Annotated in this window: 29 protein-coding genes; 24 read left to right on the top strand and 5 right to left on the bottom strand. The window is 66.2% G+C overall.

What is annotated here, in order from left to right; genetic code table 11:
* The first annotated feature begins 54 nt into the window (after positions 1-54).
* From secB to O1Q03_RS35295, 3 genes are all read left to right on the top strand, one after another.
* Entirely contained in the window at positions 55-546 is a 492-nt protein-coding gene (secB, locus tag O1Q03_RS35305; protein WP_006752068.1) for a protein-export chaperone SecB, read from the top strand.
* Positions 547-572: 26 nt separating this feature from the next.
* On the top strand, positions 573-1,571 hold the full coding sequence (locus O1Q03_RS35300; protein ID WP_269509666.1) for an NAD(P)H-dependent glycerol-3-phosphate dehydrogenase: 999 nt from the start codon (positions 573-575) through the stop codon (positions 1,569-1,571).
* A gap of 185 nt (positions 1,572-1,756) precedes the next feature.
* Positions 1,757-2,281, top strand: coding sequence for an O-acetyl-ADP-ribose deacetylase (locus tag O1Q03_RS35295; RefSeq protein WP_269509664.1), 525 nt, complete (start codon positions 1,757-1,759; stop codon positions 2,279-2,281).
* A 35-nt stretch (positions 2,282-2,316) separates the two neighbouring features.
* On the opposite strand, the gene trmL is transcribed toward O1Q03_RS35295, so the two are convergent.
* On the bottom strand, positions 2,317-2,787 hold the full coding sequence (gene trmL / locus O1Q03_RS35290; RefSeq protein WP_269509660.1) for a tRNA (uridine(34)/cytosine(34)/5-carboxymethylaminomethyluridine(34)-2'-O)-methyltransferase TrmL: 471 nt from the start codon (positions 2,785-2,787) through the stop codon (positions 2,317-2,319).
* A 107-nt stretch (positions 2,788-2,894) separates the two neighbouring features.
* Positions 2,895-3,686, bottom strand: coding sequence for a ComF family protein (locus tag O1Q03_RS35285; protein ID WP_269509657.1), 792 nt, complete (start codon positions 3,684-3,686; stop codon positions 2,895-2,897).
* Positions 3,687-3,768: 82 nt separating this feature from the next.
* Here O1Q03_RS35285 and O1Q03_RS35280 point away from each other — a divergent pair, with 82 nt between their 5' ends.
* The 8 genes from O1Q03_RS35280 (at position 3,769) to O1Q03_RS35245 (ending at position 10,834) form a co-directional block, all read left to right on the top strand.
* Entirely contained in the window at positions 3,769-4,734 is a 966-nt protein-coding gene (locus O1Q03_RS35280) for a methyltransferase domain-containing protein (protein WP_269509654.1), read from the top strand.
* Positions 4,735-4,929: 195 nt separating this feature from the next.
* Positions 4,930-5,454, top strand: a complete 525-nt coding sequence (locus O1Q03_RS35275; RefSeq protein WP_269509694.1) for a DUF2244 domain-containing protein — start codon at positions 4,930-4,932, stop codon at positions 5,452-5,454.
* A 57-nt stretch (positions 5,455-5,511) separates the two neighbouring features.
* Positions 5,512-7,107: a cytochrome c oxidase subunit II gene (gene coxB, locus O1Q03_RS35270; RefSeq protein WP_269509652.1), complete on the top strand. Its 1,596-nt coding sequence runs from the start codon at positions 5,512-5,514 to the stop codon at positions 7,105-7,107.
* 43 nt (positions 7,108-7,150) lie between these two features.
* Complete coding sequence (gene ctaD / locus O1Q03_RS35265; RefSeq protein WP_269509649.1) at positions 7,151-8,758, top strand: cytochrome c oxidase subunit I; 1,608 nt, start codon at positions 7,151-7,153, stop codon at positions 8,756-8,758.
* 80 nt (positions 8,759-8,838) lie between these two features.
* Positions 8,839-8,979 carry a cytochrome oxidase small assembly protein gene (locus O1Q03_RS35260; protein WP_027789063.1) on the top strand — a complete coding sequence of 47 codons (141 nt, stop codon included), beginning with the start codon at positions 8,839-8,841 and terminating at the stop codon, positions 8,977-8,979.
* Between the two features lie 35 nt (positions 8,980-9,014).
* Positions 9,015-9,623, top strand: a complete 609-nt coding sequence (locus tag O1Q03_RS35255; RefSeq protein ID WP_269509645.1) for a cytochrome c oxidase assembly protein — start codon at positions 9,015-9,017, stop codon at positions 9,621-9,623.
* A gap of 16 nt (positions 9,624-9,639) precedes the next feature.
* A complete protein-coding gene (locus O1Q03_RS35250) occupies positions 9,640-9,840 on the top strand; it encodes a DUF2970 domain-containing protein (RefSeq protein WP_151067831.1) in 201 nt (66 codons plus the stop codon).
* A 136-nt stretch (positions 9,841-9,976) separates the two neighbouring features.
* Positions 9,977-10,834: a cytochrome c oxidase subunit 3 gene (locus tag O1Q03_RS35245; protein ID WP_269509642.1), complete on the top strand. Its 858-nt coding sequence runs from the start codon at positions 9,977-9,979 to the stop codon at positions 10,832-10,834.
* A 185-nt stretch (positions 10,835-11,019) separates the two neighbouring features.
* Here O1Q03_RS35245 and O1Q03_RS35240 read toward each other — a convergent pair whose 3' ends face one another.
* A complete protein-coding gene (locus O1Q03_RS35240) occupies positions 11,020-11,229 on the bottom strand; it encodes a twin transmembrane helix small protein (protein WP_011886099.1) in 210 nt (69 codons plus the stop codon).
* Positions 11,230-11,313: 84 nt separating this feature from the next.
* On the opposite strand from O1Q03_RS35240, the gene O1Q03_RS35235 reads away from it, so the two are divergent.
* The 5 genes from O1Q03_RS35235 to O1Q03_RS35215 are packed head-to-tail and all read left to right on the top strand — an operon-like array spanning position 11,314 to position 15,396.
* Complete coding sequence (locus O1Q03_RS35235; protein WP_269509691.1) at positions 11,314-12,024, top strand: SURF1 family protein; 711 nt, start codon at positions 11,314-11,316, stop codon at positions 12,022-12,024.
* Between the two features lie 60 nt (positions 12,025-12,084).
* On the top strand, positions 12,085-12,711 hold the full coding sequence (locus O1Q03_RS35230) for a cytochrome C oxidase subunit I (protein ID WP_269509640.1): 627 nt from the start codon (positions 12,085-12,087) through the stop codon (positions 12,709-12,711).
* A 25-nt stretch (positions 12,712-12,736) separates the two neighbouring features.
* A complete protein-coding gene (locus O1Q03_RS35225; RefSeq protein WP_269509638.1) occupies positions 12,737-13,849 on the top strand; it encodes a COX15/CtaA family protein in 1,113 nt (370 codons plus the stop codon).
* 8 nt (positions 13,850-13,857) lie between these two features.
* Positions 13,858-14,760: a heme o synthase gene (gene cyoE / locus O1Q03_RS35220; protein ID WP_269509636.1), complete on the top strand. Its 903-nt coding sequence runs from the start codon at positions 13,858-13,860 to the stop codon at positions 14,758-14,760.
* A gap of 18 nt (positions 14,761-14,778) precedes the next feature.
* The gene (locus tag O1Q03_RS35215; protein ID WP_269509634.1) at positions 14,779-15,396 is read left to right on the top strand and encodes an SCO family protein; all 618 of its coding nucleotides are present in this window, start codon (positions 14,779-14,781) and stop codon (positions 15,394-15,396) included.
* Positions 15,397-15,551: 155 nt separating this feature from the next.
* On the opposite strand, the gene O1Q03_RS35210 is transcribed toward O1Q03_RS35215, so the two are convergent.
* Positions 15,552-15,842, bottom strand: coding sequence for a YciI family protein (locus O1Q03_RS35210; protein ID WP_039321616.1), 291 nt, complete (start codon positions 15,840-15,842; stop codon positions 15,552-15,554).
* A 296-nt stretch (positions 15,843-16,138) separates the two neighbouring features.
* Here O1Q03_RS35210 and O1Q03_RS35205 point away from each other — a divergent pair, with 296 nt between their 5' ends.
* The 3 genes from O1Q03_RS35205 (at position 16,139) to O1Q03_RS35195 (ending at position 18,167) form a co-directional block, all read left to right on the top strand.
* Positions 16,139-16,954, top strand: a complete 816-nt coding sequence (locus O1Q03_RS35205; RefSeq protein ID WP_269509632.1) for a MetQ/NlpA family ABC transporter substrate-binding protein — start codon at positions 16,139-16,141, stop codon at positions 16,952-16,954.
* Positions 16,955-17,390: 436 nt separating this feature from the next.
* Positions 17,391-17,768 carry an STM2901 family protein gene (locus tag O1Q03_RS35200; protein ID WP_269509630.1) on the top strand — a complete coding sequence of 126 codons (378 nt, stop codon included), beginning with the start codon at positions 17,391-17,393 and terminating at the stop codon, positions 17,766-17,768.
* Positions 17,769-17,834: 66 nt separating this feature from the next.
* Entirely contained in the window at positions 17,835-18,167 is a 333-nt protein-coding gene (locus tag O1Q03_RS35195; RefSeq protein WP_269509628.1) for a DUF1493 family protein, read from the top strand.
* Between the two features lie 99 nt (positions 18,168-18,266).
* On the opposite strand, the gene O1Q03_RS35190 is transcribed toward O1Q03_RS35195, so the two are convergent.
* Positions 18,267-18,575 (bottom strand): VF_A0006 family four-cysteine protein, encoded by a 309-nt coding sequence (locus O1Q03_RS35190; RefSeq protein ID WP_269509626.1) that lies wholly within the window; start codon positions 18,573-18,575, stop codon positions 18,267-18,269.
* 332 nt (positions 18,576-18,907) lie between these two features.
* Here O1Q03_RS35190 and O1Q03_RS35185 point away from each other — a divergent pair, with 332 nt between their 5' ends.
* From O1Q03_RS35185 to O1Q03_RS35165, 5 genes are all read left to right on the top strand, one after another.
* Positions 18,908-19,873 (top strand): ABC transporter substrate-binding protein, encoded by a 966-nt coding sequence (locus O1Q03_RS35185; RefSeq protein WP_096471833.1) that lies wholly within the window; start codon positions 18,908-18,910, stop codon positions 19,871-19,873.
* Between the two features lie 135 nt (positions 19,874-20,008).
* On the top strand, positions 20,009-20,905 hold the full coding sequence (locus O1Q03_RS35180) for an ABC transporter permease (RefSeq protein ID WP_269509624.1): 897 nt from the start codon (positions 20,009-20,011) through the stop codon (positions 20,903-20,905).
* Position 20,906: 1 nt separating this feature from the next.
* Positions 20,907-21,701, top strand: a complete 795-nt coding sequence (locus O1Q03_RS35175) for an ABC transporter ATP-binding protein (protein WP_269509622.1) — start codon at positions 20,907-20,909, stop codon at positions 21,699-21,701.
* Positions 21,702-21,988: 287 nt separating this feature from the next.
* Positions 21,989-22,696 (top strand): translesion DNA synthesis-associated protein ImuA, encoded by a 708-nt coding sequence (gene imuA / locus O1Q03_RS35170; RefSeq protein ID WP_269509620.1) that lies wholly within the window; start codon positions 21,989-21,991, stop codon positions 22,694-22,696.
* Positions 22,629-23,098: Y-family DNA polymerase (locus O1Q03_RS35165; RefSeq protein WP_269509618.1), on the top strand; the 470-nt coding region annotated here is incomplete at its 3' end. The genes imuA and O1Q03_RS35165, both read left to right, overlap by 68 nt.

The following is a 23,098-nucleotide window of genomic DNA, read 5'->3' as shown; positions in this document are numbered from 1 at the left end:
CGAGGCGGCCGGCGTGAAGCCGGGCCGCCCCGTCACCACTTTTAGGGAAACACCATGTCCGACGTCGAAAACCAACCGTTCTTCAACATCCAGCGCGTCTACCTGAAGGATATGTCGCTCGAGCAGCCGAATTCGCCGGCGATCTTCCTCGAGCAGGACATGCCGTCGGTTGAAGTCGAAGTCGACGTCAAGGCCGAGCGCCTTGCCGAAAGCGTGTTCGAAGTCGTCGTGTCGGGTACCGTCACCGCGAAGGTGAAGGACAAGGTCGCGTTCCTGATCGAAGCGAAGCAGGCCGGCATTTTCGACATTCGCAACATTCCCGACGAACAGCTCGACCCGCTCGTCGGCATCGCGTGCCCGACGATCCTGTTCCCGTACCTGCGCTCGAACATCGCCGACGCGATCACGCGTGCCGGCTTCCCGCCGATCCACCTCGCGGAAATCAACTTCCAGGCGCTGTACGAGCAGCGTCTCGCGCAGCTTCAGCAGCAGGCCGGTGCAGCCGGCGCGCCGAACGGCGCGCCGAATGGCACGACGCTGAACTGACGTTTCACTCCGGACCGGTGCTGGGTATGAAAGTAGCCGTTCTCGGCGCCGGTGCCTGGGGCACCGCGCTCGCGGGCCATCTGGCCGCGCGGCACGATACGCTTCTCTGGGCGCGCGACGCCGCGCTGATCGCCGGGCTGCAGGCCCGGCACGAAAACTCCCGCTATCTCGACGGCATCGCGCTGCCCGATGCGCTGCGCTACGACGCCGATCTCGGCGTCGCGCTCGCACACGGCGCCGCAGGCGACGCGCTGTGCGTGATCGCCGCGCCCGTGGCCGGGCTGCGCACGCTGTTCGGCGCGATGCGCGACGCGGGCTGCGTGCCCGCGCACGTCGTGTGGGTCTGCAAGGGCTTCGAGGCCGATACGCATCTGCTGCCGCATCAGGTGATCGCGGCCGAGCTGCCCGGGCAGCACAGCAACGGCGTGCTGTCGGGGCCGAGCTTCGCCCGTGAAGTCGGCCTCGCGCTGCCGGTCGCGCTGACGGTCGCGAGCGCGTCGGCCGAATGCCGCGAGCGCACGCTCGCCGCGTTCCATCACGGCGCGATGCGGATCTATACGGGCGACGACGTGGTCGGTGTCGAGGTCGGCGGCGCGGTCAAGAACGTGCTCGCGATCGCGACCGGCATCGCCGACGGGCTCGGGCTCGGGCTGAATGCACGCGCCGCGCTGGTGACGCGCGGCCTCGCCGAAATGTCGCGCCTCGGCGTCGCGCTCGGCGGTCGTGCGGAAACCTTCACCGGGCTCACGGGCCTCGGCGACCTGATCCTCACCGCGACGGGCGACCTGTCGCGCAATCGCACGGTCGGCCTGCAACTCGCGGCCGGCCGCTCGCTGAACGACATCCTCGGCGCGCTCGGCCATGTGGCCGAAGGCGTGCGCTGCGCGCAGGCCGTGCTCGCGCTCGCACGTGCGCAATCGATCGAAATGCCGATCACCGAGGCCGTGTGCGGCGTGCTGTTCGACGGCGTGGCGCCGCGCGACGCGGTCAGCGGCCTGCTGCGGCGCGACGCGCGCGCCGAATAGACGCGACGGATCCCGGTCCGCGGATCGGTGCCGCAGCCGTCAGGGCCGGGGTTCCGGACGGGGGCGGCGTCCAGCTTGGGTTGACGAGCATCGCGCCGCTTTTTGCGGCCGCGTGCACTCGCGCAATGCGCGCGGCGCCAAAGCGCACTACGCTTGAACAGTCTCCGGCGTTTCGGGAGGGTGTCATGCTGCAGATCGGTTCCACCACGCTCGACGCGCAACTCGTCGACATCACGACGCTCGACGTCGACGCGATCGTCAATGCCGCGAACGGTTCGCTGCTCGGCGGCGGCGGTGTCGACGGCGCGATCCATCGCGCGGCCGGCCCCGGCCTGCTGGCCGAGTGCCGCACGCTCGGCGGCTGCGACACCGGCGACGCGAAGCTCACGCGCGGTCACGGGCTGCCGGCGCGCTACGTGATTCATGCGGTCGGCCCGGTATGGCACGGCGGCGCGCGCGGCGAACCCGAGCTGCTCGCGTCGTGCTACCGGCGCGCGCTCGAACTGGCCGAGGACGTCGCCGCGACGTCGATCGCGTTTCCCGCGATCAGCTGCGGGATATACCGCTATCCGGCCGACGAGGCCGTCGACATCGCGGTCGGCACGGTCGTGGAAACGCTGCCGCTCGCGCCGAGTCTCGCACGCGTGGTGTTCGCGTGCTTTTCTTCCGACATCTACGACCTGTATCGCGCGCGGCTCGCGCGCATCTAGCGAGGCAGGCCGGCGGCGTGTGCGCGGCTGCCGCGTCAGGCGCCGCCTTCGAAGCCGGCCTGGCGCCACGCTTCGAACACGACCACCGCGACCGTGTTCGACAGGTTCAGGCTGCGGTTGCCGGGCCGCATCGGCAGGCGCACGCGCTGTTCGTTCGCAAAGCGCTCGAGCACGTCGGCGGGCAGCCCGCGCGTCTCCGAACCGAACACGAACCAGTCGCCCGGCACGAACGCGTGATCGTGGAAGCGGCCCGAGCCGCGGGTCGTGAACGCGAACATCCGCGCGCGATCGGGCGCTTCGGCCGCGACGAACGCGTCCCAGTCGCGGTGCACGCGCATTTCCGCATATTCGTGATAGTCGAGCCCCGCGCGGCGCAGCTTCGCGTCGTCGAGCGGAAAGCCGAGCGGCTCGATCAGATGCAGGCGCGCGCCGGTGTTGGCGCACAGGCGGATCACGTTGCCGGTGTTCGGCGGAATTTCGGGAGCGACGAGGACGACGTTGAACATGGTTGGGTCTGGCTGGGCCGGCCGGGACGGAGCGACGTGCGCTCCTTCCCGGCCGGCCGGTTCGTGACGGCCGGCGCCGCATTCGGGCGGCCGACCTCTCTATCTAATTAATCTCTGGCGGTGCGCAGCGCAACCAGATTCGTCACGCGTGCGGCGCCCGCTGCCTTCAACGCGTGCGCGGCGGCCGCGAGCGTCGCGCCGGACGTCATCACGTCGTCGACGAGCGCCACGTGGCGACGCGTGACGTCGCCCGCCACCGCAAACGCCGCGACCATGTTGTCCCGCCGCGCGCGCCGGTCGAGCCGCGACTGCGGCGCGGTTTCGGCCACGCGCGCGAGCAGCGCCGCGTCGGCGCGCACGCCGAGCCGGCGCGCAAGCGGGCGCGCGATCGCCCACGCCTGGTTGTAGCCGCGCGCGACGAGCCGCCCGTGCGACAGCGGCACCGGCGCGATGACGTCGAAACCGCCGGTGCGCTGCATCGCGTCGGTATCGTCGATCCGCTGCGCGAGCCGCGCCGCGAATTCCGCACCGAGCGCGAGCCGCGCGTGAAACTTCAGGCCGCGCGCGAGCCCGTCGAGCGGCGCGCGGTAATCGGCGAGCGCGAGCGTCGCGTCGAACGGCGGCGGCGCGGTGCGGCACGCATCGCACCGGTAGTCCGCCGCGCGTGAACGCAAACACGGCCGCGACCGCGTGGCGCTGAGCGGCACGGCGCAGACGTCGCATCGCAAGCGCGCTTCATTCCAGTACGCGGCGTCGCAGGCGATGCAAATCACGCTGTGTGACAAATTGCCGCACAGCGCGCATCGATTCGGCAGCGCGTACGCGACGATGCGTGCAAGCAACACACCGACCTGCGACAAAACGACGCGCGCTGCCTGCGGAGCGGAACTGCGATCCATCGGAAACACTCCAGATGGCCCGCCTCGATGAAGGCTGCGAGGCGAGCGAGTATACTTCGGGCTCTTCGCCAGTGTGCCCGACATGTCCCCAGCTTCGACTTCAACCGGCCGTCCGGCCAATGACGCCCGGCGTTTGCGGCGGATCTTCGATCGCCGTGCCGCCTCGTTCGACGCGGTCGCGTTCCTGCCGCGCGAGATCGCGCAGCGCATGAACGAACGCCTCGAGTACATCAAGGTGAGCCCGGCCGCCGTGCTCGATGCGGGCTGCGGGCCGGGCGACGACCTGCCGGCACTGCGCGCGCGTTTTCCCGAGGCCCCGGTGTTCGGCGTCGACCTGTCCGGCGCGATGCTCGTGCAGGCCGGCCAGCGCGAGGTCGAGCAGACGAGCTGGCGCCGCTGGCTGCCGGCCTCGCTCGGCCGGGCGCTGGGCCAGCGCGGCCCGCGTGTCGCGCAGGCCGACTTCTCGATGCTGCCGTTCGCGGCCGGCGCGTTCGACCTGATCTGGTCGAATCTCGCGCTTCACTGGCATTCGCGTCCCGATACGGTGTTCCCGGAATGGCAGCGCGTGCTGCGCGTGAACGGCCTGCTGATGTTCAGCACGTTCGGCCCCGACACGCTGCGCGAGTTGCGCGCGGCCTGCGCGGACGCCGAGGCGGCGCTCGGCATTGCGCCGCCCGCACCGCGCGTGATCGATTTCGTCGACATGCACGACCTCGGCGACATGCTCGTCGAGAGCGGCTTCGAGATTCCGGTGATGGACCAGGAAGTGCTGACCGTTACGTACAAGACCCCCGATTCCCTGCTGGCCGACGTGCGCCGCTGGGGCGCCTATCCGTTCGAGCGGACGGCGCCGCAGCATGCGACGCGGCGCTTTCGCGCGGCGCTCGGCGACGCGCTGGAGGCGCGCCGGCGCGCGGACGGCACGATTGCGCTGACGTTCGAGGTGGTCTACGGCCATGCGTGGAAGGCCGTGCCGCGTACGACCGCCGAGGGGCACGGGATCGTGCGTATCGAAGATATCGGCAAGGGGCGTCCGAAGAATCGGTAAAGCGGTAAAGAGGTGTTTTGTTATGTCTGAAATTAGCGGCGCGAAGCGGGGTCGAAATAGCGGCAAAAATGGCCGGGAAGCTTGTGGCGCTTGGCTCGCGGGCCGATAGCCGCTTGCTTGTGGATGCCATTGAACCCGCCTATAATGCGTCAGCTTGTCGTCCTGGGGTCCCCGCAATACGGGGCGGCGAGTCCGATGCAGGCATGCATCGCATGCCATTCGCGTGAGGCGGCGATGAAAGCAGCGAGGGTTTTGGCGGAGACGACGAACGACGAACCGGTCATCGCAGACTGGCTCATGAAACGCAATTGTTCGGTGTCGCCGCGCCAGTTCGTGCTGTTTTACGCGTCGCTCGCGGGCTTCTCGCTGGTGATCGCGGCATTGCTGATGTGGCGTGGGGCCTGGCTCGTCATGCCCTTCACCGGAATCGAGTTGCTTGTGGTGGGTGTCGCATTCGCGATCTATGCTCGCCACGCAGTCGATTACGAGCGCATCAAGCTGTTTCCGCACCGGCTCGTGATCGAGCGGATGGATGCGGAACGGCTCACGCAGATCGAATTCAACCCGCGCTGGGTGCGGGTCGAGCCGGGTGCGACGCCACGCGATCCGATTCGACTGGTATCGCGCGGGCAGACCGTCGTAATCGGGCAGCATCTCGCGCAGTACAAGCGTGCGCAGTTCGCCGACGAACTGCGCGTGTCGCTCAGGCGCTGCGGCTGACGAGGCGCGGGCACCGGCCGCAGAGCGGCCGGCGTCTGGCGACGGGGGAGGGTTTGAATGGAAATTTTGGGTAAGGATGCTATGAAAACAATCAAGCGAGCCCTCACGGGCGTGCTGGCATGCAGTGGATTGCTCTTTGCCGGCGCTGCTCTGGCGGTCGGTGATAGCCCGGGCGGCCCCCGCGTCAACGAGATCAACTTTCAGCCGCCGGTCACGAAGATCGCCGAGGAGCTCTACGACCTCCACACGATGATGCTGATCCTGTGTACGGTGATCTTCGTCGGCGTGTTCGGCGTGATGTTCTATTCGATCTTCGCGCACCGCAAGTCCAAGGGCTTCAAGGCCGCCAATTTCCATGAAAGCACGACCGTCGAAATCATCTGGACGATCGTGCCGTTCATCATCGTCGTATTGATGGCGCTGCCGGCGACGAAGGCCGTCGTCGCGATGAAGGACACGACCAACGCCGACCTCACGATCAAGGTCACCGGCTACCAGTGGAAGTGGGGCTACGACTACGTGAAGGGCCCGGGCGAGGGCATCAGCTTCCTGTCGACGCTCACCACCCCGCGTGACGAAGTGATGGGCCAGAAGCCGATCAGCGACACCTATCTGCAGGAAGTCGACCACCCGCTCGTCGTGCCGGTCAACAAGAAGATCCGCATCATCACGACCGCGAACGACGTCGTCCACTCGTGGTATGTGCCCGCGTTCGGCGTGAAGCAGGATGCGATCCCCGGCTTCGTGCGCGACACGTGGTTCAAGGCAGACAAGGTCGGCACGTTCCGCGGCTTCTGTACCGAACTGTGCGGCAAGGAGCACGCGTTCATGCCGGTCGTGGTCGAAGTCCTGTCGGAAGACGACTACGCGAAGTGGGTCACGACGCAGAAGGCCAAGCTGGCCGGCGCGGCGGTCGATCCGAACAAGGTTTACACGATGGCCGAACTCGTGTCGCACGGCGAGGACGTCTACAAGGCGAACTGCGCGGCCTGCCACCAGGTGAACGGCAAGGGTCTCGGCGCATTCCCGGCAATGGACGGCAGCGCGATCGTGAACGGCCCGATCGCCGGCCACCTCGAGCGCGTGCTGCACGGCAAGGGTGCAATGCCGTCGTGGGCGTCGCTGTCGGACCTCGACATCGCATCGGTCATCACGTACGAGCGCAATTCGTGGGGCAACCACAAGAACGATCTGCTGCAGCCGAAGCAAGTGACTGACGCGCGCAACGGCAAGATGCCGGAAGACACGGCAGGCGCAGCAGCGCCGGCAGAAGCGGCGCCGGCCCAGGCCGCGTCGGGCGCAGCCGAGCAGCCGGCGGCAGCGTCGGCATCGGCCACGGCGGCACTGTCGACGATCTACTTCGAAACGGGCAAGAGCGTGCTGCCGGCCGATGCGAAAGCAGCGATCGCCGCAGCGGCCGATTACGCGAAGGCACATCCGGACGCGAAGCTCGCGCTGTCGGGTTTCACCGACAAGACGGGCTCGGCCGACGCGAATGCCGAACTCGCCAAGCATCGTGCACAAGCCGTGCGCGACGCGCTGAAGGCAGCAGGCGTGGCGGAAGACCACATTATTCTCAAAAAGCCGGAAACGATCACGGGCGGGGCGGACGCGAAGGAAGCCCGGCGTGTCGAGATCGGCCCGGCGGCTTGACGTGTCGCTGAGTTAGTCGACGTATTCGCATTAGGAGATTCTCATGTCTAGCATCGGGCACGACGTAGCCGCGGACCACGCGCACGACGACCACGCGCACGAAACACCGCACGGCTGGCGGCGCTGGCTGTTCGCCACCAACCACAAGGACATCGGTACGCTGTACCTGCTGTTCTCGTTCATCATGTTCCTGTCGGGCGGCGTGATGGCGCTCGGCATCCGTGCCGAGCTGTTCGAGCCGGGCCTGCAGATCATGCGTCCGGAGTTCTTCAACGAACTCACGACGATGCACGGTCTGATCATGGTGTTCGGCGCGATCATGCCGGCGTTCGTCGGCTTCGCGAACTGGATGATTCCGCTGCAGATCGGCGCATCCGACATGGCGTTCGCGCGGATGAACAACTTCAGCTTCTGGCTGCTGCCGGTTGCAGCCGTGCTGCTGGTCGGTTCGTTCTTCGCGCCGGGCGGCGCGACGGCTGCCGGCTGGACGCTGTACGCGCCGCTGTCGACGCAGATGGGCCCGGGCATGGACTTCGCGATCTTCGCGGTCCACTTGATGGGTGCATCGTCGATCATGGGCGGGATCAACATCGTCGTGACGATCCTGAACATGCGCGCACCGGGCATGACGCTGATGAAGATGCCGATGTTCGCATGGACGTGGCTGATCACCGCATACCTGCTGATCGCCGTGATGCCGGTTCTGGCAGGCGCGATCACGATGGTGCTGTTCGACCGCCACTTCGGCACGTCGTTCTTCAACGCGGCAGGCGGCGGCGACCCGGTGATGTACCAGCACATCTTCTGGTTCTTCGGCCACCCCGAGGTGTACATCATGATTCTGCCGGCGTTCGGGATCGTGTCGCAGGTGATCCCGGCGTTCGCGCGCAAGACGCTGTTCGGCTATAGCTCGATGGTGTACGCGACGGCTTCGATCGCAATCCTGTCGTTCATGGTCTGGGCACACCACATGTTCGCCACGGGCATGCCGGTCACCGGTCAGCTGTTCTTCATGTACGCGACGATGCTGATCGCGGTGCCGACGGGCGTGAAGGTGTTCAACTGGCTCGCGACGATGTGGCGCGGCTCGATGACGTTCGAAACCCCGATGCTGTTCGCGATCGGCTTCCTGTTCGTGTTCACGTTCGGCGGTCTGACGGGCCTGATGCTGGCAATGGCGCCGCTCGACATCCAGTACCACGGCACTTACTTCGTGGTCGCGCACTTCCACTACGTGCTGGTGGCCGGGTCCCTGTTCGCGCTGTTCGCGGGCTGGTACTACTGGGCGCCGAAGTGGACGGGCTGGATGTACAACGAGACGCGCGGCAAGATCCACTTCTGGGCGTCGATGATCTTCTTCAACCTGACGTTCTTCCCGATGCACTTCGTCGGTCTCGCGGGCATGCCGCGCCGCTATGCCGACTACCCGGCGCAGTTCACCGACTTCAACCAGGTTGCGACGATCGGCGCATTCGGCTTCGGCCTCGCACAGGTTTACTTCCTGTTCGCGGTCGCGCTGCCGGCCTACCGTGGCGGCGGCGATCTGGAAAAGGCGTCGGACAAGCCGTGGGATGGCGCGACGGGCCTCGAGTGGACGGTGCCGAGCCCGGCTCCCTTCCATACGTTCGAGCAACCGCCGCACGTCGAATAAGTTTCACCGTGCGCTCCGCCGCTGCCTGCCGCGCAGGCAGGCGCGGCGGGCGCCGAACTGAAGTTTCAGCGAAGTTTCAGATGAACCGGAATCCACAACAAAGACGTACGCCCGAGCAGATTCGCGCGGGCAACAAGCGGCTCGGCCTCATCCTGCTCGTCATCGCCGCCGTTTTTTTTGTGGGTGTCGTGATCAAGCAGTGGTGGCTGTCCACCCACTGATGCAGTAACTGACGCAGTAGCGAGGAAGCAGTCGTATGTCGAAGCCGGAAGAGGGCGCCGCGGATCGCGCGTTCAATCGTTCGATGCTGGTGAAGCTCTTCGTCGTGGCCGCATTGATGTTCGGCTTCGGCTTCGCGCTGATCCCGATGTATCGGGCGATCTGCCAGATCACCGGCATCAACAACCTGGTGCAGCGCGACGTCAGCGAGCGCGAGGCGAAGAACTCGCAGGTCGACTACAGCCGCACCGTGTCGGTCGAGTTCGATGCGAACGCGCGCGGGCCGCTCGGCTTCAGGCCGGAGCACAACAGCCTCGACGTGCATCCGGGCGAACTGACGACGATCGTGTACGACGTGACGAACGGTCAGGGCCGGCCGGTCGTGGCGCAGGCGATTCCGAGCTACGCGCCGAAGCAGGCGACGGAGTTCTTCAAGAAGATCGAGTGCTTTTGCTTCACGCAGCAGACGCTGGCCGCGAACGAGTCGCGCAAGATGCCGGTGGTGTTCGTGATCGATCCGAAACTGCCGAAGGACGTGAAGACGATCACGCTGTCGTACACGTTCTTCGAGCTGAATACGCCGGCCGGGCCGGCGCCCGCACCGCGCAAGACGGCGGAGCAGGGCGCGGCGAAGCCGGACGCATGACGACGGAGGCGGAGCGATGACGGAACCCAGGCGGAGCGGGTCGTTTGGCCAGGCGTTGCGCGCGGTGTTGTGGTCGTTCTTCGGTGTGCGCAAGCGGCGCGACCTGGAGGCCGATGCGACGCAGCTGAATCCGCTGCACGTGCTGATCGTCGCGTTGATCGCGGCCGGCGTGTTCATCGGCGTGCTGATCCTGATCGTGCGAGCGGTCGTGGGCTGAGCCCGCGGCCACGAAAGAATGCAGTGCGCAGCGCCTCGGCGCTGCGCGCGGGAAAGAGCGGCGGCGGTCGCGCCGCGCAAGAAATAAGCCGGAGCGGTTTCCGGTACACAAATTGGACTGAAGTGGAGAATCAAGCATGAGCGGTCAAAACCAGACCCCGTACTATTTCGTGCCGCATCCGTCGCACCATCCGATCAGTGCGGCCATCGGCCTGCTCGTCATGCTCGGATCGGCGGCGCTGTGGATCAACGGTCACGACTGGGCGCCGTTTACGGCGTTGGTTGGCCTGCTGTGGTTGCTCTTCACGCTGTATCACTGGTTCGGCGACGCGATTTCCGAATCGGAAGGCGGTCATTACGGCAAGAACGTCGATAAGTCGTACCGCTGGAGCATGAGCTGGTTCATCTTCTCCGAAGTGATGTTCTTCGGTGCGTTCTTCGGCGCGCTGTTCTATGCGCGTGAAATCGCGCTGCATCAGCTCGGCAGCCTCGACTACAAGCTGATCTGGCCGGACTTCTCCGCCGTGTGGCCGAACGAAGGCCCCGCCGCGCTCGCCGGTCACTTCAAGACGATGGGCCCGTGGCCGGTCCCGACGCTGAACACCGCGTTCCTGCTGTCGTCGGGCGTGACGCTGACGATCTCGCACCACGCGCTGCGCGATGATCATCGCAAGAAGGCGATCGCGTGGCTCGCCGCGACGCTCGTGTTCGGTATCTGCTTCCTGTTCCTGCAGGGCTTCGAGTACTACCACGCGTACAACGAACTGAACCTGACGCTGAATTCGGGCGTGTACGGCTCGACGTTCTTCCTGCTGACGGGCTTCCACGGCTTCCACGTGTTCCTCGGCGGCACGATGCTCGCGGTGGTGCTGGTGCGGATGATCCGCGGCCACTTCAAGCCCGATCATCACTTCGCATTCGAAGGTGCCGCGTGGTACTGGCACTTCGTCGACGTCGTCTGGCTCGGCCTGTACGTCGTCGTCTACTGGCTGTAAATGCAACAACGGCCCGCGCAGCGATGCGCGGGCCGTTTTCATTGGCGGGGCGGAGCAGCGGCTGGCTGCTTGCGCCCAACGCCACCCCGGCGCCGCCGCGACTCAGTCAGGCGGCGCTTTTGCTTGGTGGTGCGGCTGTGCGGCGAAATGTCACAGCGGTCGCCGCCGCGGCCGCGGCGCGTGCATCAACGGCCGATCGGCAGGCCGGTCGAATGGATCCAGCCCATCCAGTTCGCGAACAGGATGAACAGGAACAGCGAGACCGACAGCCCGACGCGGGTGGCGAGCGACCAGGCCATGCGTTTCGTGTGGCCGCGGTCGTGCATCATGAAGTAGAGCGCCGAGCCCATGCTGGCGATGATGAGGACGAAGGCGATAGGAACGAGTATGTGCATGACACGAACCGGACGACGGCAATTCGAAAGGAAGAGGATAATTATCGCACTTCGCTTTCGCGAATGCGCCTGGCGGGTGGCATGATGAAGATCCGTCTGCTGCCTGCGCTGCTGGTCCTCGTTGTCGTCGCGGGCGCGATCCGTCTCGGTTTCTGGCAGCGCGACCGCGCGCACCAGAAGGAAGCGCTGCAGGCGAACATCGTCCGCTACGAGCATGCGGCGCCCGTCGATGTCGGCGCGCAGCCGGTGCCGCTCGCGTCGATCGAGTTTCACCGCGTGCGGGCCACGGGCCGCTTCATGCCGGAGCATGCAGTGTTCCTCGACAATCGGCCGTATAACGATCAGCCGGGTTTTTACGTCGTGATGCCGTTTAAACTCACGGGCGGCGGCGTCGTGCTGGTCAATCGCGGCTGGTTGCCGCGCAACATCTCCGATCGCACGGCAATCGAGCCGTTCCCGACGCCCGCTGGCGAGATCGAGATCGAGGGCATCGCGCGCGCCGATGCGTCGCGTGCGTTCGAGCTCGGCGAAGGCGGCTCGGCCGCGCACCAGAAGATCCGGCAGAACCTCGACGTTGCCGCGTATGCGAAGGAAACGGGGCTGCCGTTGCAGCCGTTCGTGATTCAGCAGACGAGCGACGACGGCGACAAGCTCGTGCGCGACTGGCCGGCGGCGACGACCGGCGTCGAGCGCAATTACGGTTACATGTTTCAGTGGTGGGGCATGGCGGCGGCCGCGCTCGGTTTCGGCCTGTACGCCGCGCGGCGTGCGGCGAAGAAGTCGGCCGGCGCGTGAGCGTCATGCCAGGACGCGGCCGCAGTGCCGCGGGTTCGTTTCGAGAGGTTTGATTTGTCCATGCAATCTTCCCGTCAGGGTTCGGCCACCGCGCCGGTTTCTCCGGCGGCCCGCAAGCGCGGCCGCTGGATGCTCGTGCTGCTCGGCCTCGTGTGCGCGGCGCCGATACTCGCGTCGTACTTCACCTATTACGTGATCAAGCCGAAGGGCGGGTCGACCAACTACGGCACGCTGATCGAGCCGCAGCGGCCGATTCCGGCCGATCTGCAGGTCACCGACGAAACCGGCAAGACGGTGCCGCTGTCGTCGCTGCGCGGCGTGTGGCTGTTCGTGATGACCGACAACAGCGCGTGCGACGACGCATGCGCGCAAAAGCTCTATTTCATGCGCCAGATCCGCGTCACGCAGGCGGGCGAGCGGCACCGGATCACGATGGTGTGGCTGCGCAGCGATGCGGCCGCGATTCCGCCGAAGGTGCTGGAAGCCTATCCCGACACGCGCCGGCTCGTCGCCGATCCGGCCGCGGTGGCCGCGTGGCTGCCGGCCGAGGCCGGCACGAAGGACACCGACCACCTCTACATGGTCGACCCGAACGGCAACCTGATGATGCGTTTCCCGAAGAACCCGAACCCCAGCAAGATCAAGTCGGACGTCACGAAGCTGCTGAAGTGGTCGAGCATCGGTTAAGGCGACACAACGAGGCAAACATTCGATGTCGTATCTACTGCAACTCGGCCTGATCGGCTTGTGCATCGCGCTGCTGCCGCTGTCGTACGTGTGGGTGAAGGCCGACGACAACAAGTTCCGCAAGCTGGTGTGGATCACCACATTCCTGACCCTCGACCTGGTGATGTTCGGCGGCTTCACGCGGCTGACCGATTCGGGCCTCGGCTGCCCCGACTGGCCCGGCTGCTACGGCACGTCGTCGCCGTTCATCGCGCACGCCGCGATCACGGCCGCGCACCAGGCGATGCCCACCGGCCCCGTCAGCATGACGAAGGCGTGGATCGAGATGATCCATCGCTATTTCGCGATGGCGATCGGCGTGCTGATCATTGCGCAGGTCGTGATCGCGTGGTCCGCACGGCTGCGCCGCCGGCCGCTGCATGTGTCGCCGTGGTGGCCGACGAGCCTGTTGCTGCTGATCGTCGTGCAGGGCGTGTTCGGCGCGTGGACCGTCACGATGAAGCTGCAGCCGGTGATCGTCACGACCCATCTGCTGCTTGGCCTCGCGCTGCTCGGCACGCTCGGCTGGCTCGCGGCGCGGCAGACGCCGCTGCCGTCGCATGATCCGGAGGCCGGCCGTTACCGCGCGGCCGCGCTCGCGGCGCTCGCGCTGCTGGTCGTGCAGATCGCGCTCGGCGGCTGGGTGAGCACCAACTACGCGGTGCTTGCGTGTACCGATTTCCCGACCTGCAACGGGCAGTGGATCCCGCCGATGAACTTCGGCCAGGGCTTCCATCTGTGGCGCGCGCTCGGGATGACGAAGGACGGCGACGCGATCACGCAGGACGCGCTGGTCGCGATCCACTGGACGCACCGCACGTTCGCGTTCGCCGTGGTCGCGTACCTGGTCGCGTTCGCGCTGAAGATGCGCCGCTTCGCGTCGCTGCGGCGGCCCGCGAACGGCGTGTTGCTGGTCGTGCTGCTGCAGTTCGTGACGGGCCTGACCAACATCGTGCTGCAGTGGCCGCTGCCGGTGGCCGTCGCGCACAACGGCGGCGCCGCGATCCTGCTGCTGCTCGTCGTCATGTTAAACTTTCGCATCCTTTCAAGCCGCCCCGGCCGTGTCGTGCAGCCCGCGCGCGACGCCGCCCCGGCGTGACCGTTCCCATGCAAAGCACCCTTTCCCAATCGCCCGGTAGCCGGTTTTCGCAGTACATGGCGCTGACGAAGCCGCGTGTCACGCAGCTCGCCGTGTTCTGCGCGGTGATCGGCATGTTTCTCGCGACGCCGGGCATGGTGCCGTGGCATGTGCTGATCGGCGGCACGGTCGGCATCTGGCTGCTGGCCGGCGCCGCGTTCGCAATCAACTGCCTCGTCGAACAGAAGATCGACGCGATGATGCGCCGCACCGCGTGGCGCCCGTCCGCGCGTGGCGAGATCACGACGCCGCAGATCCTGCTGTTCTCCGCGGTGCTCGGCGGCCTCGGCGCGTGGACGCTCTATACGTTCACGAATCCGCTGACGATGTGGCTGACGATCGCGACGTTCGTCGGCTACGCGGTCATCTATACGCTGCTGCTCAAGCCGATGACGCCGCAGAACATCGTGATCGGCGGTGCGTCGGGCGCAATGCCGCCGGCGCTCGGCTGGGCCGCGGTCACCGGCGCGGTGCCGGGCGACGCGTGGATCCTCGTGCTGATCATCTTCGTGTGGACGCCGCCGCATTTCTGGGTGCTCGCGCTCTATCGCCGCAAGGACTACGAGACCGCGGGCCTGCCGATGCTGCCCGTCACGCACGGCGAGAAGTTCACGCGGCTGCACATCCTGCTGTACACGGTGATCCTGTTCGCGGTCACGCTGATGCCGTTCATCTCCGGGATGAGCGGCGCCGTCTACCTGACGAGTGCGGTGCTGCTCGGCGCGGTGTTTCTCGCGTATGCATGGAAGATCTACCGCGATTACTCGGACGAACTCGCGCGCAAGGCTTTCCGTTATTCGATCGTCTACCTGTCGCTGCTGTTCGCCGCGCTACTCGTCGATCACTATGCACGTCCGCTGCTCGGCGTGTAACCGCACGGTTTGAACGCAATGCTCCATTCACGGTTCGGGCGCCGCGCGCGCCAAGGCTGGATGCTGGCGTGCGCATTCGCGGCAGCGCTGCTGCTCGCCGGATGCGACAACGCGCCGAAATTCCAGAATCTCGACATCACCGGCAATACGCAGTTCGGCACCGATTTCTCGCTGCCCGACACGACCGGCAGGGTGCGCACGCTGACTGACTTCAAGGGCCGTGCCGTCGTGATGTTCTTCGGCTATACGCACTGTCCGGACGTGTGCCCGACGACGATGGCCGAATTGTCCGAGGCGCTGAAGCAGCTCGGGCCGGATGCCGCGAAGCGCGTGCAGGTGCTGTTCGTCACCGTCGATCCGGAGCGCGATACGCCCGCGCTGCTCGGCCAGTACGTGCCCGCGTTCGATCCGTCGTTCATCGGCCTGCGGCCGGCCGACGAAGCGCAGTTGAAGAAGGTCACGAAGGATTTCCGCGTGTACTACGCGAAGGCGCCCGGCAAGACGCCCGGCAGCTACACGATGGATCACACCGCCGCGAGCTACGTGTTCGATCGCGACGGCAAGCTGCGCCTGTTCGTGCGCGACGGCCAGGGCCCCGGCCCGTGGGTCCACGACCTGAAACTGCTGGTCGACTGAGCGGCACGCGCCGCATGATCGCCCGGGCGCTCGCCCGGCGATACGCGTGACGGCCGCGCCGCGCCGTCACGCATTCTTCCTGCTCTCCCTCGAATTGCCATCACCGCTTCGCGGCGCGCGGCGTGCATGCGCACGCACCTTCGCGCCCGTGCGCGTCACGGCAGCGCCGGTACGTTGAAGCCCTGCGCGGCGCGCGTGATCCTGAATTCGGTCACGCGATAGGTCGCGAGCCCTTCGGTCACGAACGGATCGGTCTTCAGGATCGCGTCGAGTTCGTCGCGATCGATACGGGCCGCGAGGATCACGCCGCCTTCGCGCGGCACCTTCGGCCCCGCCGCGATGAAAATGCCGCGCTCCAGCAGCGGCTGCAGATACGCGCGATGGCGTTCGAGCGCGTCGTCGATGCGCTCGAGCGACGCGGTGTAGTGGATGTCGATGACGTACATGGATGGCCCTGGAATGTCGCCGGCCCGGTGCGTGCCGGTCAGCCGGTCTTTGTAGCACAGCGGCCGTGGCGTGTCGTGCGGTGCATCGCGCGCCCGAAACCATCGCGCGCGCATTCCCGGCATCGAGATCGACTAGAGGCAGCGCGGCTCCCACCAGCACCGTCGCGGTGCATACCCATATGAGCGGGATGTATTTCACTTCCGGCTCATCCTGTGACACCATTTGCCCCTTCCTGCGAGTCGGGGCTTACCCGTATCGCGCCCCTATTTTCAGTTAGCAAGAAAGCGAGAAACAGATGAAGCGCCGCAGTCTCCTAAAGGTATTTTCCGTGCTGGCCACCGGTGCCGCACTGACGCTGTCGGCTGGCGCACACGCCGAAGACAAGGTCATCAAGGTCGGTACGGTTGCCGGTCCGGATTCGGAAGTGTGGCAAGTCGTGCAGAAGGTCGCGAAGGAGAAGGAAGGCCTGAACGTGAAGGTCATCGAGTTCAACGACTACGTGCAGCCGAACGCGGCGCTCGATTCGGGCGACCTCGACGCGAACAGCTTCCAGCACCAGCCCTACCTCGACAGCCAGGTGAAGCAGCGCGGCTACAAGATCGTCAGCGCAGGCCTGACCTACATCTCGCCGATCGGCGTGTACTCGAAGAAGTTCAAGTCGCTGAAGGATCTGCCGCAAGGCGCGAAGCTCGCGGTGCCGAACGATCCGTCGAACGAGAACCGCGCGCTGCTGCTGCTGCAGACGCAAGGCGTGATCAAGCTGAAGACGGGCGCCGGCACCGGCGGCAACAACGCGACGGTGCTCGACATCGCCGAGAACCCGAAGAAGCTGAAGATCTCCGAACTCGACGCCGCGCAACTGCCGCGCGTGCTGTCGGACGTCGACGCGGCCGTGATCAATACGAACTACGCGCTGGCTGCGAACCTGCAGCCGACCAAGGACGCGATCGCGCTCGAAGCGCTGACGAGCCCGTACGCGAACCTGATCGCCGTGCGCGCGAAGGACAAGGATCAGCCGTGGGTGAAGAAGCTGGTCAAGGCGTACCAGTCGCCGGAAGTGAAGGAATTCATCAAGAAGCAGTTCAAGGGCTCGATGGTCGCGTCGTTCTGAGCGGCATCGGTTGACCGAACGAAGGCCTGCACCTGTGCGGGCCTTTTTTATGGGTGACAGGCGGCGTCCCGTTGCCGCTGCGCATGCGTTGCGTCCCTCTTCAATATGTTTTCGAGCTCCGGGAGCGACGCGAAGATCCCACATCACAAGTGCATTTCTGTTCACCAATCAACACGGTTTCGTAACGGCCTGTTACGTTGGCATCGAGCCTGCGCGCCGCTGCTTAAATGCAGAATCGGTATGCACGTTTTCTCTCCGGCATCCCGCTGTGCCCCGTTCATTGTTCATGCTGAGCCAAATACCAAAAATGTCCCGAGGTATTTCACTATCGCCGCGGGGCGAATAATCAACAGATCAGCAGGAGTTTGTCTGCATGGCAGTCGTATATCTTCGTTAGACTGAAAAATCAGTCGAAAACCACACGCGAGGATGTCGAATGGGTGCTGTCGAGGAATTGAATGGGGCTTACCATTATTACGGGATGGTCAATTTGTCCGCAGGAGAGCTGCTCTTCTGGATCATGGTTGACGAAACAATGAATCAACTCGGCGTTGATGACGCGGTGTCGGTTGGCATGATTTTACTTGGCAAAAATAATTTATCGACCCGAACGAAGCCTGGCGGAGCGATCAAGGGGACATCGCGTGCGAGCCAATATTCGAGAAGAGTTTTTCAGAAGGCACAGTTCCCGTTTGGCCTTCAACTACCCACGCTGATGGGCGGCCCGGTGAAAAATCTGAAAATCAGAATGGTGAGCAACATCGGGACTTTTGTGGGAAGTACCCGTGCTAGGATGGGTAATTCTCGCGAGTGACATTTACATCATCACTCGTAAAGCAGTGAGTCACTATAATCGGATTGCGAGGGAGGCGGGCAGATTATGGTAAATGTTGATGACAGGGTGATTGATTTTGTGAGGAGGAAAGTGGGTTTTTCGGTGACGCCGAGAGGTGCGGATATCACGGAGGACAGCGATCTGGATGTCGACCTGGACTTCGATGCCGCTGAGGTCGAAGAGCTGATGAGGGAGTATTCGGAAGAGTTTAATGTCGATATGAGCGGGTTCGACATTAAGAAATACTACCCGGAAGACAGTTTTTCGTTTCTTGACCTCCTCAATCCGTTCAGAAAAAAAGTCGTTCATCAAGTTCCGGATCTGAACGTCCGAATGTTGATCGCATCGGCCAAGGCAGGACGCTGGCTCTATAGCTGACTGATCACGGGATCGTATTGGTTTGCGTCCTGACCGCTGCATCGCGCAGCCCCTTTGGAAGGCCGATTGGCCCAGCGGCACCCAGCCCGCGCCGCCGTCTCACATCTCCCCGCGCCGCGAGCAGATCGCCATGATCTGCTGGATCGCGTAGTTGTCGCGCACGCCCGGCAGCGACTGCACGACGCACTCGTGATAGCGCCGCTCGCGCGGCAGCAGCATCGCGTTGTTGCGGTACAGCGCGTCGCACGAGCGCTGGATCAACTGCGCCGCCGCGCCGTTGCGGCTCTCGCGCAGCGCGTTGAGCATGCAGTCGTCGTATGGCGCATTGCCGTCGGTCAGCGCGAATGCCGCGCCCGGCAGTGCCAGCGCGACGGCTGCGAATGCGATCGCACGAATCGTTCGTTTCATGTCCCCTCCGATGGTATGGATCGGGTCGGCGGACAGCATAACGTAAAGCTGTCAACGCGGCTGACGCGTTGCGCTGGAACCGGCGCTGAGCGCCGCCAGCCGGGCTACCCGGGCATTTCGTAACGGCGCGGCAGCGCCGCGCATCGGCCGGGCGCGCGAAAGCACGACGTCAGGCGGTGGTCTGCGGAAATGGTATTCTCATGCGTTCGCCGCCGCGCGCCTTCCCGGGGCCCGCGCGGGGCCGGTGCCGCTGCATTGCGCGCGCCGGCCCTGCACGACGGCGGCGGGAATCCATCATCCAGAACCGACATAAATACGGGGGAGACTCACCCATGAAGCGATTCAAGACTTTCGCGATTCGTTCGATCACGGCCGGCGTCGCCGCACTCGCGCTGGCCGGCGCCGCGCACGCACAGACCGTCAAGGTGCTGTCGATCGTCGACCATCCGGCGCTCGACGCGATCCGCGACGGCGTGCGCGCCGAACTGAAGGCGGAAGGCTACGGCGACGACAAGCTCAAGTGGGAATACCAGAGTGCGCAGGGCAACACGGGCACGGCCGCGCAGATCGCGCGCAAGTTCGTCGGCGACAAGCCCGACGTGATCGTCGCGATCGCGACGCCGGCCGCGCAGTCGGTCGTCGCGGCGACCAAGAGCGTGCCGGTCGTCTATTCGGGCGTGACCGACCCGGTCGCCGCGCAGCTCGTGAAGGGCTGGGGCCCGTCGGGCACCAACGTGACGGGCGTGTCCGACAAGCTGCCGCTCGACCGCCAGGTCGCGCTGATCAAGCGCGTCGTGCCGAATGCGAAGACGGTCGGCATGGTCTACAACCCGGGCGAGGCGAACTCGGTCGTGGTCGTGAAGGAGCTCAAGGAGATCCTCGCGAAGCAGGGGATGACGCTGAAGGAAGCGGCCGCGCCGCGCACCGTCGACATCGGCCCGGCCGCGAAGAGCCTGATCGGCAAGGTCGACGTGATCTACACGAACACCGACAACAACGTCGTGTCCGCGTACGAAGCGCTGGTGAAGGTCGCGAACGAAGCGAAGATTCCGCTCGTCGCGGGCGACACCGACAGCGTGAAACGCGGCGGCATCGCGGCGCTCGGCATCAACTACGGCGACCTCGGCCGCCAGACGGGCAAGGTCGTCGCGCGCATCCTGAAGGGCGAGAAGCCGGGCGCGATCGCATCGGAGACGAGCAGCAACCTCGAACTGTTCGCCAATACGGGCGCGGCCGCGAAGCAGGGCGTCACGCTGTCGCCGGATCTCGTGAAGGAAGCGAAGACGGTCATCAAGTAAGCGGCCCGAGCGCCGCGCCTGCAGGCCCGATCCGGGCCTCGACGACATCGCCGGACGGGCGGCTCCCACCCGGGGCCGCCTGTCCGCTTCGCCCGGCCGTACACGTTCGGCCGGGAAGCAACAGGATTTCCCATCATGTCTCTGTTCTCGTTTCTGGGCGCGCTGGAGATCGGCCTGATCTTCAGTCTCGTCGCCCTCGGGGTGCTGATCTCGTTTCGCATCCTCAACTTCCCCGACCTGACCGTCGACGGCAGCTTTCCGCTCGGCGGCGCCGTCGCCGCGACGCTGATTTCCGCCGGCCACGATCCGTTCACGTCGACGCTGATCGCGATCGTCGCGGGCGCGCTGGCCGGCTTCGTCACCGGCTGGCTCAACGTGCGCCTGAAGATCATGGATCTGCTCGCCAGTATCCTGATGATGATCGCGCTCTACTCGGTGAACCTGCGGATCATGGGCCGGCCGAACGTGCCGCTGATCACCGAGCCGACGCTCTTCACCGTGCTGCAGCCCGACTGGATGCCCGATTACGTGCTGCGCCCGGCGCTGCTCGCGATCGTCGTCGTGGTCGCGAAGCTCGGGCTCGACTGGTTCTTCTCGTCGCAGCTCGGCCTCGCGATGCGCGCGACCGGCGCGAACCCGCGGATGGCGCGCGCGCAGGGCATCGCGACGGGCCGCGCGACGCTCGCCGGGATGGCGCTGTCGAATGCGCTCGTCGCGCTCGCCGGTGCGCTGTTCGCGCAGACGCAGGGCGGCGCCGACATCTCGATGGGCATCGGCACGATCGTGATCGGGCTCGCCGCGGTGATCATCGGCGAGACGCTGCTGCCGGCGCGCCGGCTCGTGCTGACGACGCTCGCCGTCGTGCTCGGCGCGATCGTCTACCGCTTCTTCATCGCGCTCGCGCTGAACAGCGAATTCATCGGCCTGAAGGCGCAGGACCTGAACCTCGTGACGGCTGCGCTCGTCACGATCGCGCTGGTGCTGCCGGCGACGCGCAAGAAGCTGTTCGCGCGCAAGAACGGGGGGGCATGACATGCTGTCCGCACACGATCTCAAACTCACGTTCAATCCCGGCACGCCGATCGAGACGCGCGCGCTGCGCGGGCTGTCGCTCGACATTCCCGACGGCCAGTTCGTCGCGGTGATCGGCTCGAACGGCGCCGGCAAGTCGACCTTCCTCAATGCGGTCAGCGGCGATCAGCGCGTCGATTCGGGGCGCATCGCGATCGACGGCACGGACGTCACGCGCCAGGCCGCGTGGGATCGCGCGCATCTCGTCGCGCGCGTGTTCCAGGATCCGATGGCCGGCACCTGCGAGGCGCTGACGATCGAGGAGAACATGGCGCTCGCGATGGCGCGCGGTACGCGGCGCGGTTTTCGCGCGGCGCTCGACCGCCCGTCGCGCGAGCTGTTCCGCGACAAGCTGCGTTTGCTGAACCTCGGGCTGGAAAACCGGCTGACCGACCGGATCGGGCTGTTGTCGGGCGGGCAGCGGCAGGCGGTGAGCCTGTTGATGGCGTCGCTGCGCCCGTCGCGGATCCTGCTGCTCGATGAGCATACGGCCGCGCTCGATCCGAAGACGGCCGCGTTCGTGCTGGAGCTGACCGCGCGCATCGTCGCCGAGAGCAAGCTGACGACGATGATGGTCACGCACAGCATGCGGCAGGCGCTCGACTACGGCGACCGCACGGTGATGCTGCACCAGGGGCAGGTCGTGCTCGACGTGTCGGGCGACGCGCGCCGCGGGCTCGACGTGCCGGATCTGCTGCAGATGTTCGAGAAGGTGCGGCACGAGCAGCTCGACGACGACGCGCTGCTGCTCGGCTGATGTGCGACAGGCGGATCGGCGCGGTGTGCGGGGCGGGCATCGTGCCGGTTTGCTTGCCGGTTCCGGCAGCGCGATCCGGTTTCGCCGGCGCCGGCCCCGGGCCGGATGGTTGGCGTGGGTGTTCGGCCGGGGCGAGCCGGCCACGCCGGGCCGGTTCGCCGTAATATGACGAACACGCCGGCTTTTCCTCGGCGTTTCATCTGACGAAAAGCGGGTTTTCGTACTAGTACTGTGCGGCGCGAGTGCATTGCCATATACTGTATATCCATACAGTTGTGGGTGGCGTCATGCTCGCATCCTCCATTTCCCCCGAATCCCTTCATCCATCGCTGTGGCGCGGCTCGCAGCTCGCGCGCGGCAGTCAGCGCACGATCGACACGGGCTTTGCACCACTGTCGGCCGAGCTGCCGGGCGGCGGCTGGCCGGTCGGCGGCTTAGTCGAACTGCTGGCCGCGCAGCCGGGCAGCGGCGAGATGCGCTTGCTCGCGCCGGCACTCGCGCGCACCGTCAGTGCGCGGCGTCCGCTCGCGCTCGTCGCGCCGCCGCACGCGCCGCATGCGGTCGCGCTCGCCAGTCTCGGCGTGCCGTCCGACGCGCTGCTGTGGCTGCGCGCCGGCAACCGCACCGATGCGTTGTGGGCCGCCGAGCAGGCGCTCAAGACGGGTTGCTGCGGCGCGCTGCTGCTCTGGCAGGACGCGCGCCCCGATGCGTTGCGGCGCCTGCATCTCGCGGCTGCGCGCACCGGCGACACGTTGTTCGTGATGCTGCGCCCGCTGTCGGCCGCACGCCAGCCGTCGCCGGCCGTGCTGCGCGTCGCGCTGTATCCGGTGCCGGGCGGCGTGTCGCTCGACATCGTCAAGCGTCGCGGGCCCGCGCGCAGCGAGCCGCTGACGCTCGATTTGCCGTCGCCCATCGTGGAGAGCCGCTATGCGCGTCTTGCTCGGCATCCATCTGCCGCGCCTGCCGCTCGACGTGTGCGCCCCGCCGCCGTCTGACGCAGCGGCCGGCGAGGCCAGCGATGCCGGCTGCGCGGTGCTCGAACAGGGCGTGGTGCTGATTGCCGACGCACCGGCGCGCCGGCAGGGCGTGCGCGCGGGCATGAAACGCGGCGGCGTGCTGACGCTCGCGCCCGGCACGCGGCTCGTCGAACGCGATCCGGCGCGCGAGGCCGATGCGCTGCGCGCGGTCGCGCTCGCGTTGCTGCGCTTCTCGCCGTGCGTCGCACTCGACGACGAAGCCACGCTGATCGTCGACGTCGGCCCGAGCCTGCGCCTGTTCGGCGGCCTGCCGTCGCTGTGCCGCCAGGTGCGCGCGACGCTCGCCGCGCTCGGCTATGCGGCGCGCCTGTCCGCCGCGCCGACCGGGCGCGGCGCGTGGCTGCTCGCGCGCACGTCGGC

Source organism: Burkholderia sp. IMCC1007 (assembly GCF_027257875.1).
Lineage (GTDB): Bacteria > Pseudomonadota > Gammaproteobacteria > Burkholderiales > Burkholderiaceae > Burkholderia.
The sequence above is the reverse complement of the archived record's forward strand: the minus strand, read 5'-3'. Positions and strand labels throughout refer to the sequence as shown.

What these genes read in the sequence shown, in the direction of transcription:
- secB (WP_006752068.1), top strand. Translation starts at nt 55, where the DNA reads ATGTCCGACGTCGAAAACCAACCGTTCTTCAACATCCAGCGCGTCTAC.
- O1Q03_RS35300 (WP_269509666.1), top strand. Translation starts at nt 573, where the DNA reads ATGAAAGTAGCCGTTCTCGGCGCCGGTGCCTGGGGCACCGCGCTCGCG.
- O1Q03_RS35295 (WP_269509664.1), top strand. Translation starts at nt 1,757, where the DNA reads ATGCTGCAGATCGGTTCCACCACGCTCGACGCGCAACTCGTCGACATC.
- trmL (WP_269509660.1), bottom strand. Translation starts at nt 2,787, where the DNA reads ATGTTCAACGTCGTCCTCGTCGCTCCCGAAATTCCGCCGAACACCGGC.
- O1Q03_RS35285 (WP_269509657.1), bottom strand. Translation starts at nt 3,686, where the DNA reads ATGGATCGCAGTTCCGCTCCGCAGGCAGCGCGCGTCGTTTTGTCGCAG.
- O1Q03_RS35280 (WP_269509654.1), top strand. Translation starts at nt 3,769, where the DNA reads ATGTCCCCAGCTTCGACTTCAACCGGCCGTCCGGCCAATGACGCCCGG.
- O1Q03_RS35275 (WP_269509694.1), top strand. Translation starts at nt 4,930, where the DNA reads ATGCAGGCATGCATCGCATGCCATTCGCGTGAGGCGGCGATGAAAGCA.
- coxB (WP_269509652.1), top strand. Translation starts at nt 5,512, where the DNA reads ATGGAAATTTTGGGTAAGGATGCTATGAAAACAATCAAGCGAGCCCTC.
- ctaD (WP_269509649.1), top strand. Translation starts at nt 7,151, where the DNA reads ATGTCTAGCATCGGGCACGACGTAGCCGCGGACCACGCGCACGACGAC.
- O1Q03_RS35260 (WP_027789063.1), top strand. Translation starts at nt 8,839, where the DNA reads ATGAACCGGAATCCACAACAAAGACGTACGCCCGAGCAGATTCGCGCG.
- O1Q03_RS35255 (WP_269509645.1), top strand. Translation starts at nt 9,015, where the DNA reads ATGTCGAAGCCGGAAGAGGGCGCCGCGGATCGCGCGTTCAATCGTTCG.
- O1Q03_RS35250 (WP_151067831.1), top strand. Translation starts at nt 9,640, where the DNA reads ATGACGGAACCCAGGCGGAGCGGGTCGTTTGGCCAGGCGTTGCGCGCG.
- O1Q03_RS35245 (WP_269509642.1), top strand. Translation starts at nt 9,977, where the DNA reads ATGAGCGGTCAAAACCAGACCCCGTACTATTTCGTGCCGCATCCGTCG.
- O1Q03_RS35240 (WP_011886099.1), bottom strand. Translation starts at nt 11,229, where the DNA reads ATGCACATACTCGTTCCTATCGCCTTCGTCCTCATCATCGCCAGCATG.
- O1Q03_RS35235 (WP_269509691.1), top strand. Translation starts at nt 11,314, where the DNA reads ATGAAGATCCGTCTGCTGCCTGCGCTGCTGGTCCTCGTTGTCGTCGCG.
- O1Q03_RS35230 (WP_269509640.1), top strand. Translation starts at nt 12,085, where the DNA reads ATGCAATCTTCCCGTCAGGGTTCGGCCACCGCGCCGGTTTCTCCGGCG.
- O1Q03_RS35225 (WP_269509638.1), top strand. Translation starts at nt 12,737, where the DNA reads ATGTCGTATCTACTGCAACTCGGCCTGATCGGCTTGTGCATCGCGCTG.
- cyoE (WP_269509636.1), top strand. Translation starts at nt 13,858, where the DNA reads ATGCAAAGCACCCTTTCCCAATCGCCCGGTAGCCGGTTTTCGCAGTAC.
- O1Q03_RS35215 (WP_269509634.1), top strand. Translation starts at nt 14,779, where the DNA reads ATGCTCCATTCACGGTTCGGGCGCCGCGCGCGCCAAGGCTGGATGCTG.
- O1Q03_RS35210 (WP_039321616.1), bottom strand. Translation starts at nt 15,842, where the DNA reads ATGTACGTCATCGACATCCACTACACCGCGTCGCTCGAGCGCATCGAC.
- O1Q03_RS35205 (WP_269509632.1), top strand. Translation starts at nt 16,139, where the DNA reads ATGAAGCGCCGCAGTCTCCTAAAGGTATTTTCCGTGCTGGCCACCGGT.
- O1Q03_RS35200 (WP_269509630.1), top strand. Translation starts at nt 17,391, where the DNA reads ATGGGTGCTGTCGAGGAATTGAATGGGGCTTACCATTATTACGGGATG.
- O1Q03_RS35195 (WP_269509628.1), top strand. Translation starts at nt 17,835, where the DNA reads ATGGTAAATGTTGATGACAGGGTGATTGATTTTGTGAGGAGGAAAGTG.
- O1Q03_RS35190 (WP_269509626.1), bottom strand. Translation starts at nt 18,575, where the DNA reads ATGAAACGAACGATTCGTGCGATCGCATTCGCAGCCGTCGCGCTGGCA.
- O1Q03_RS35185 (WP_096471833.1), top strand. Translation starts at nt 18,908, where the DNA reads ATGAAGCGATTCAAGACTTTCGCGATTCGTTCGATCACGGCCGGCGTC.
- O1Q03_RS35180 (WP_269509624.1), top strand. Translation starts at nt 20,009, where the DNA reads ATGTCTCTGTTCTCGTTTCTGGGCGCGCTGGAGATCGGCCTGATCTTC.
- O1Q03_RS35175 (WP_269509622.1), top strand. Translation starts at nt 20,907, where the DNA reads ATGCTGTCCGCACACGATCTCAAACTCACGTTCAATCCCGGCACGCCG.
- imuA (WP_269509620.1), top strand. Translation starts at nt 21,989, where the DNA reads ATGCTCGCATCCTCCATTTCCCCCGAATCCCTTCATCCATCGCTGTGG.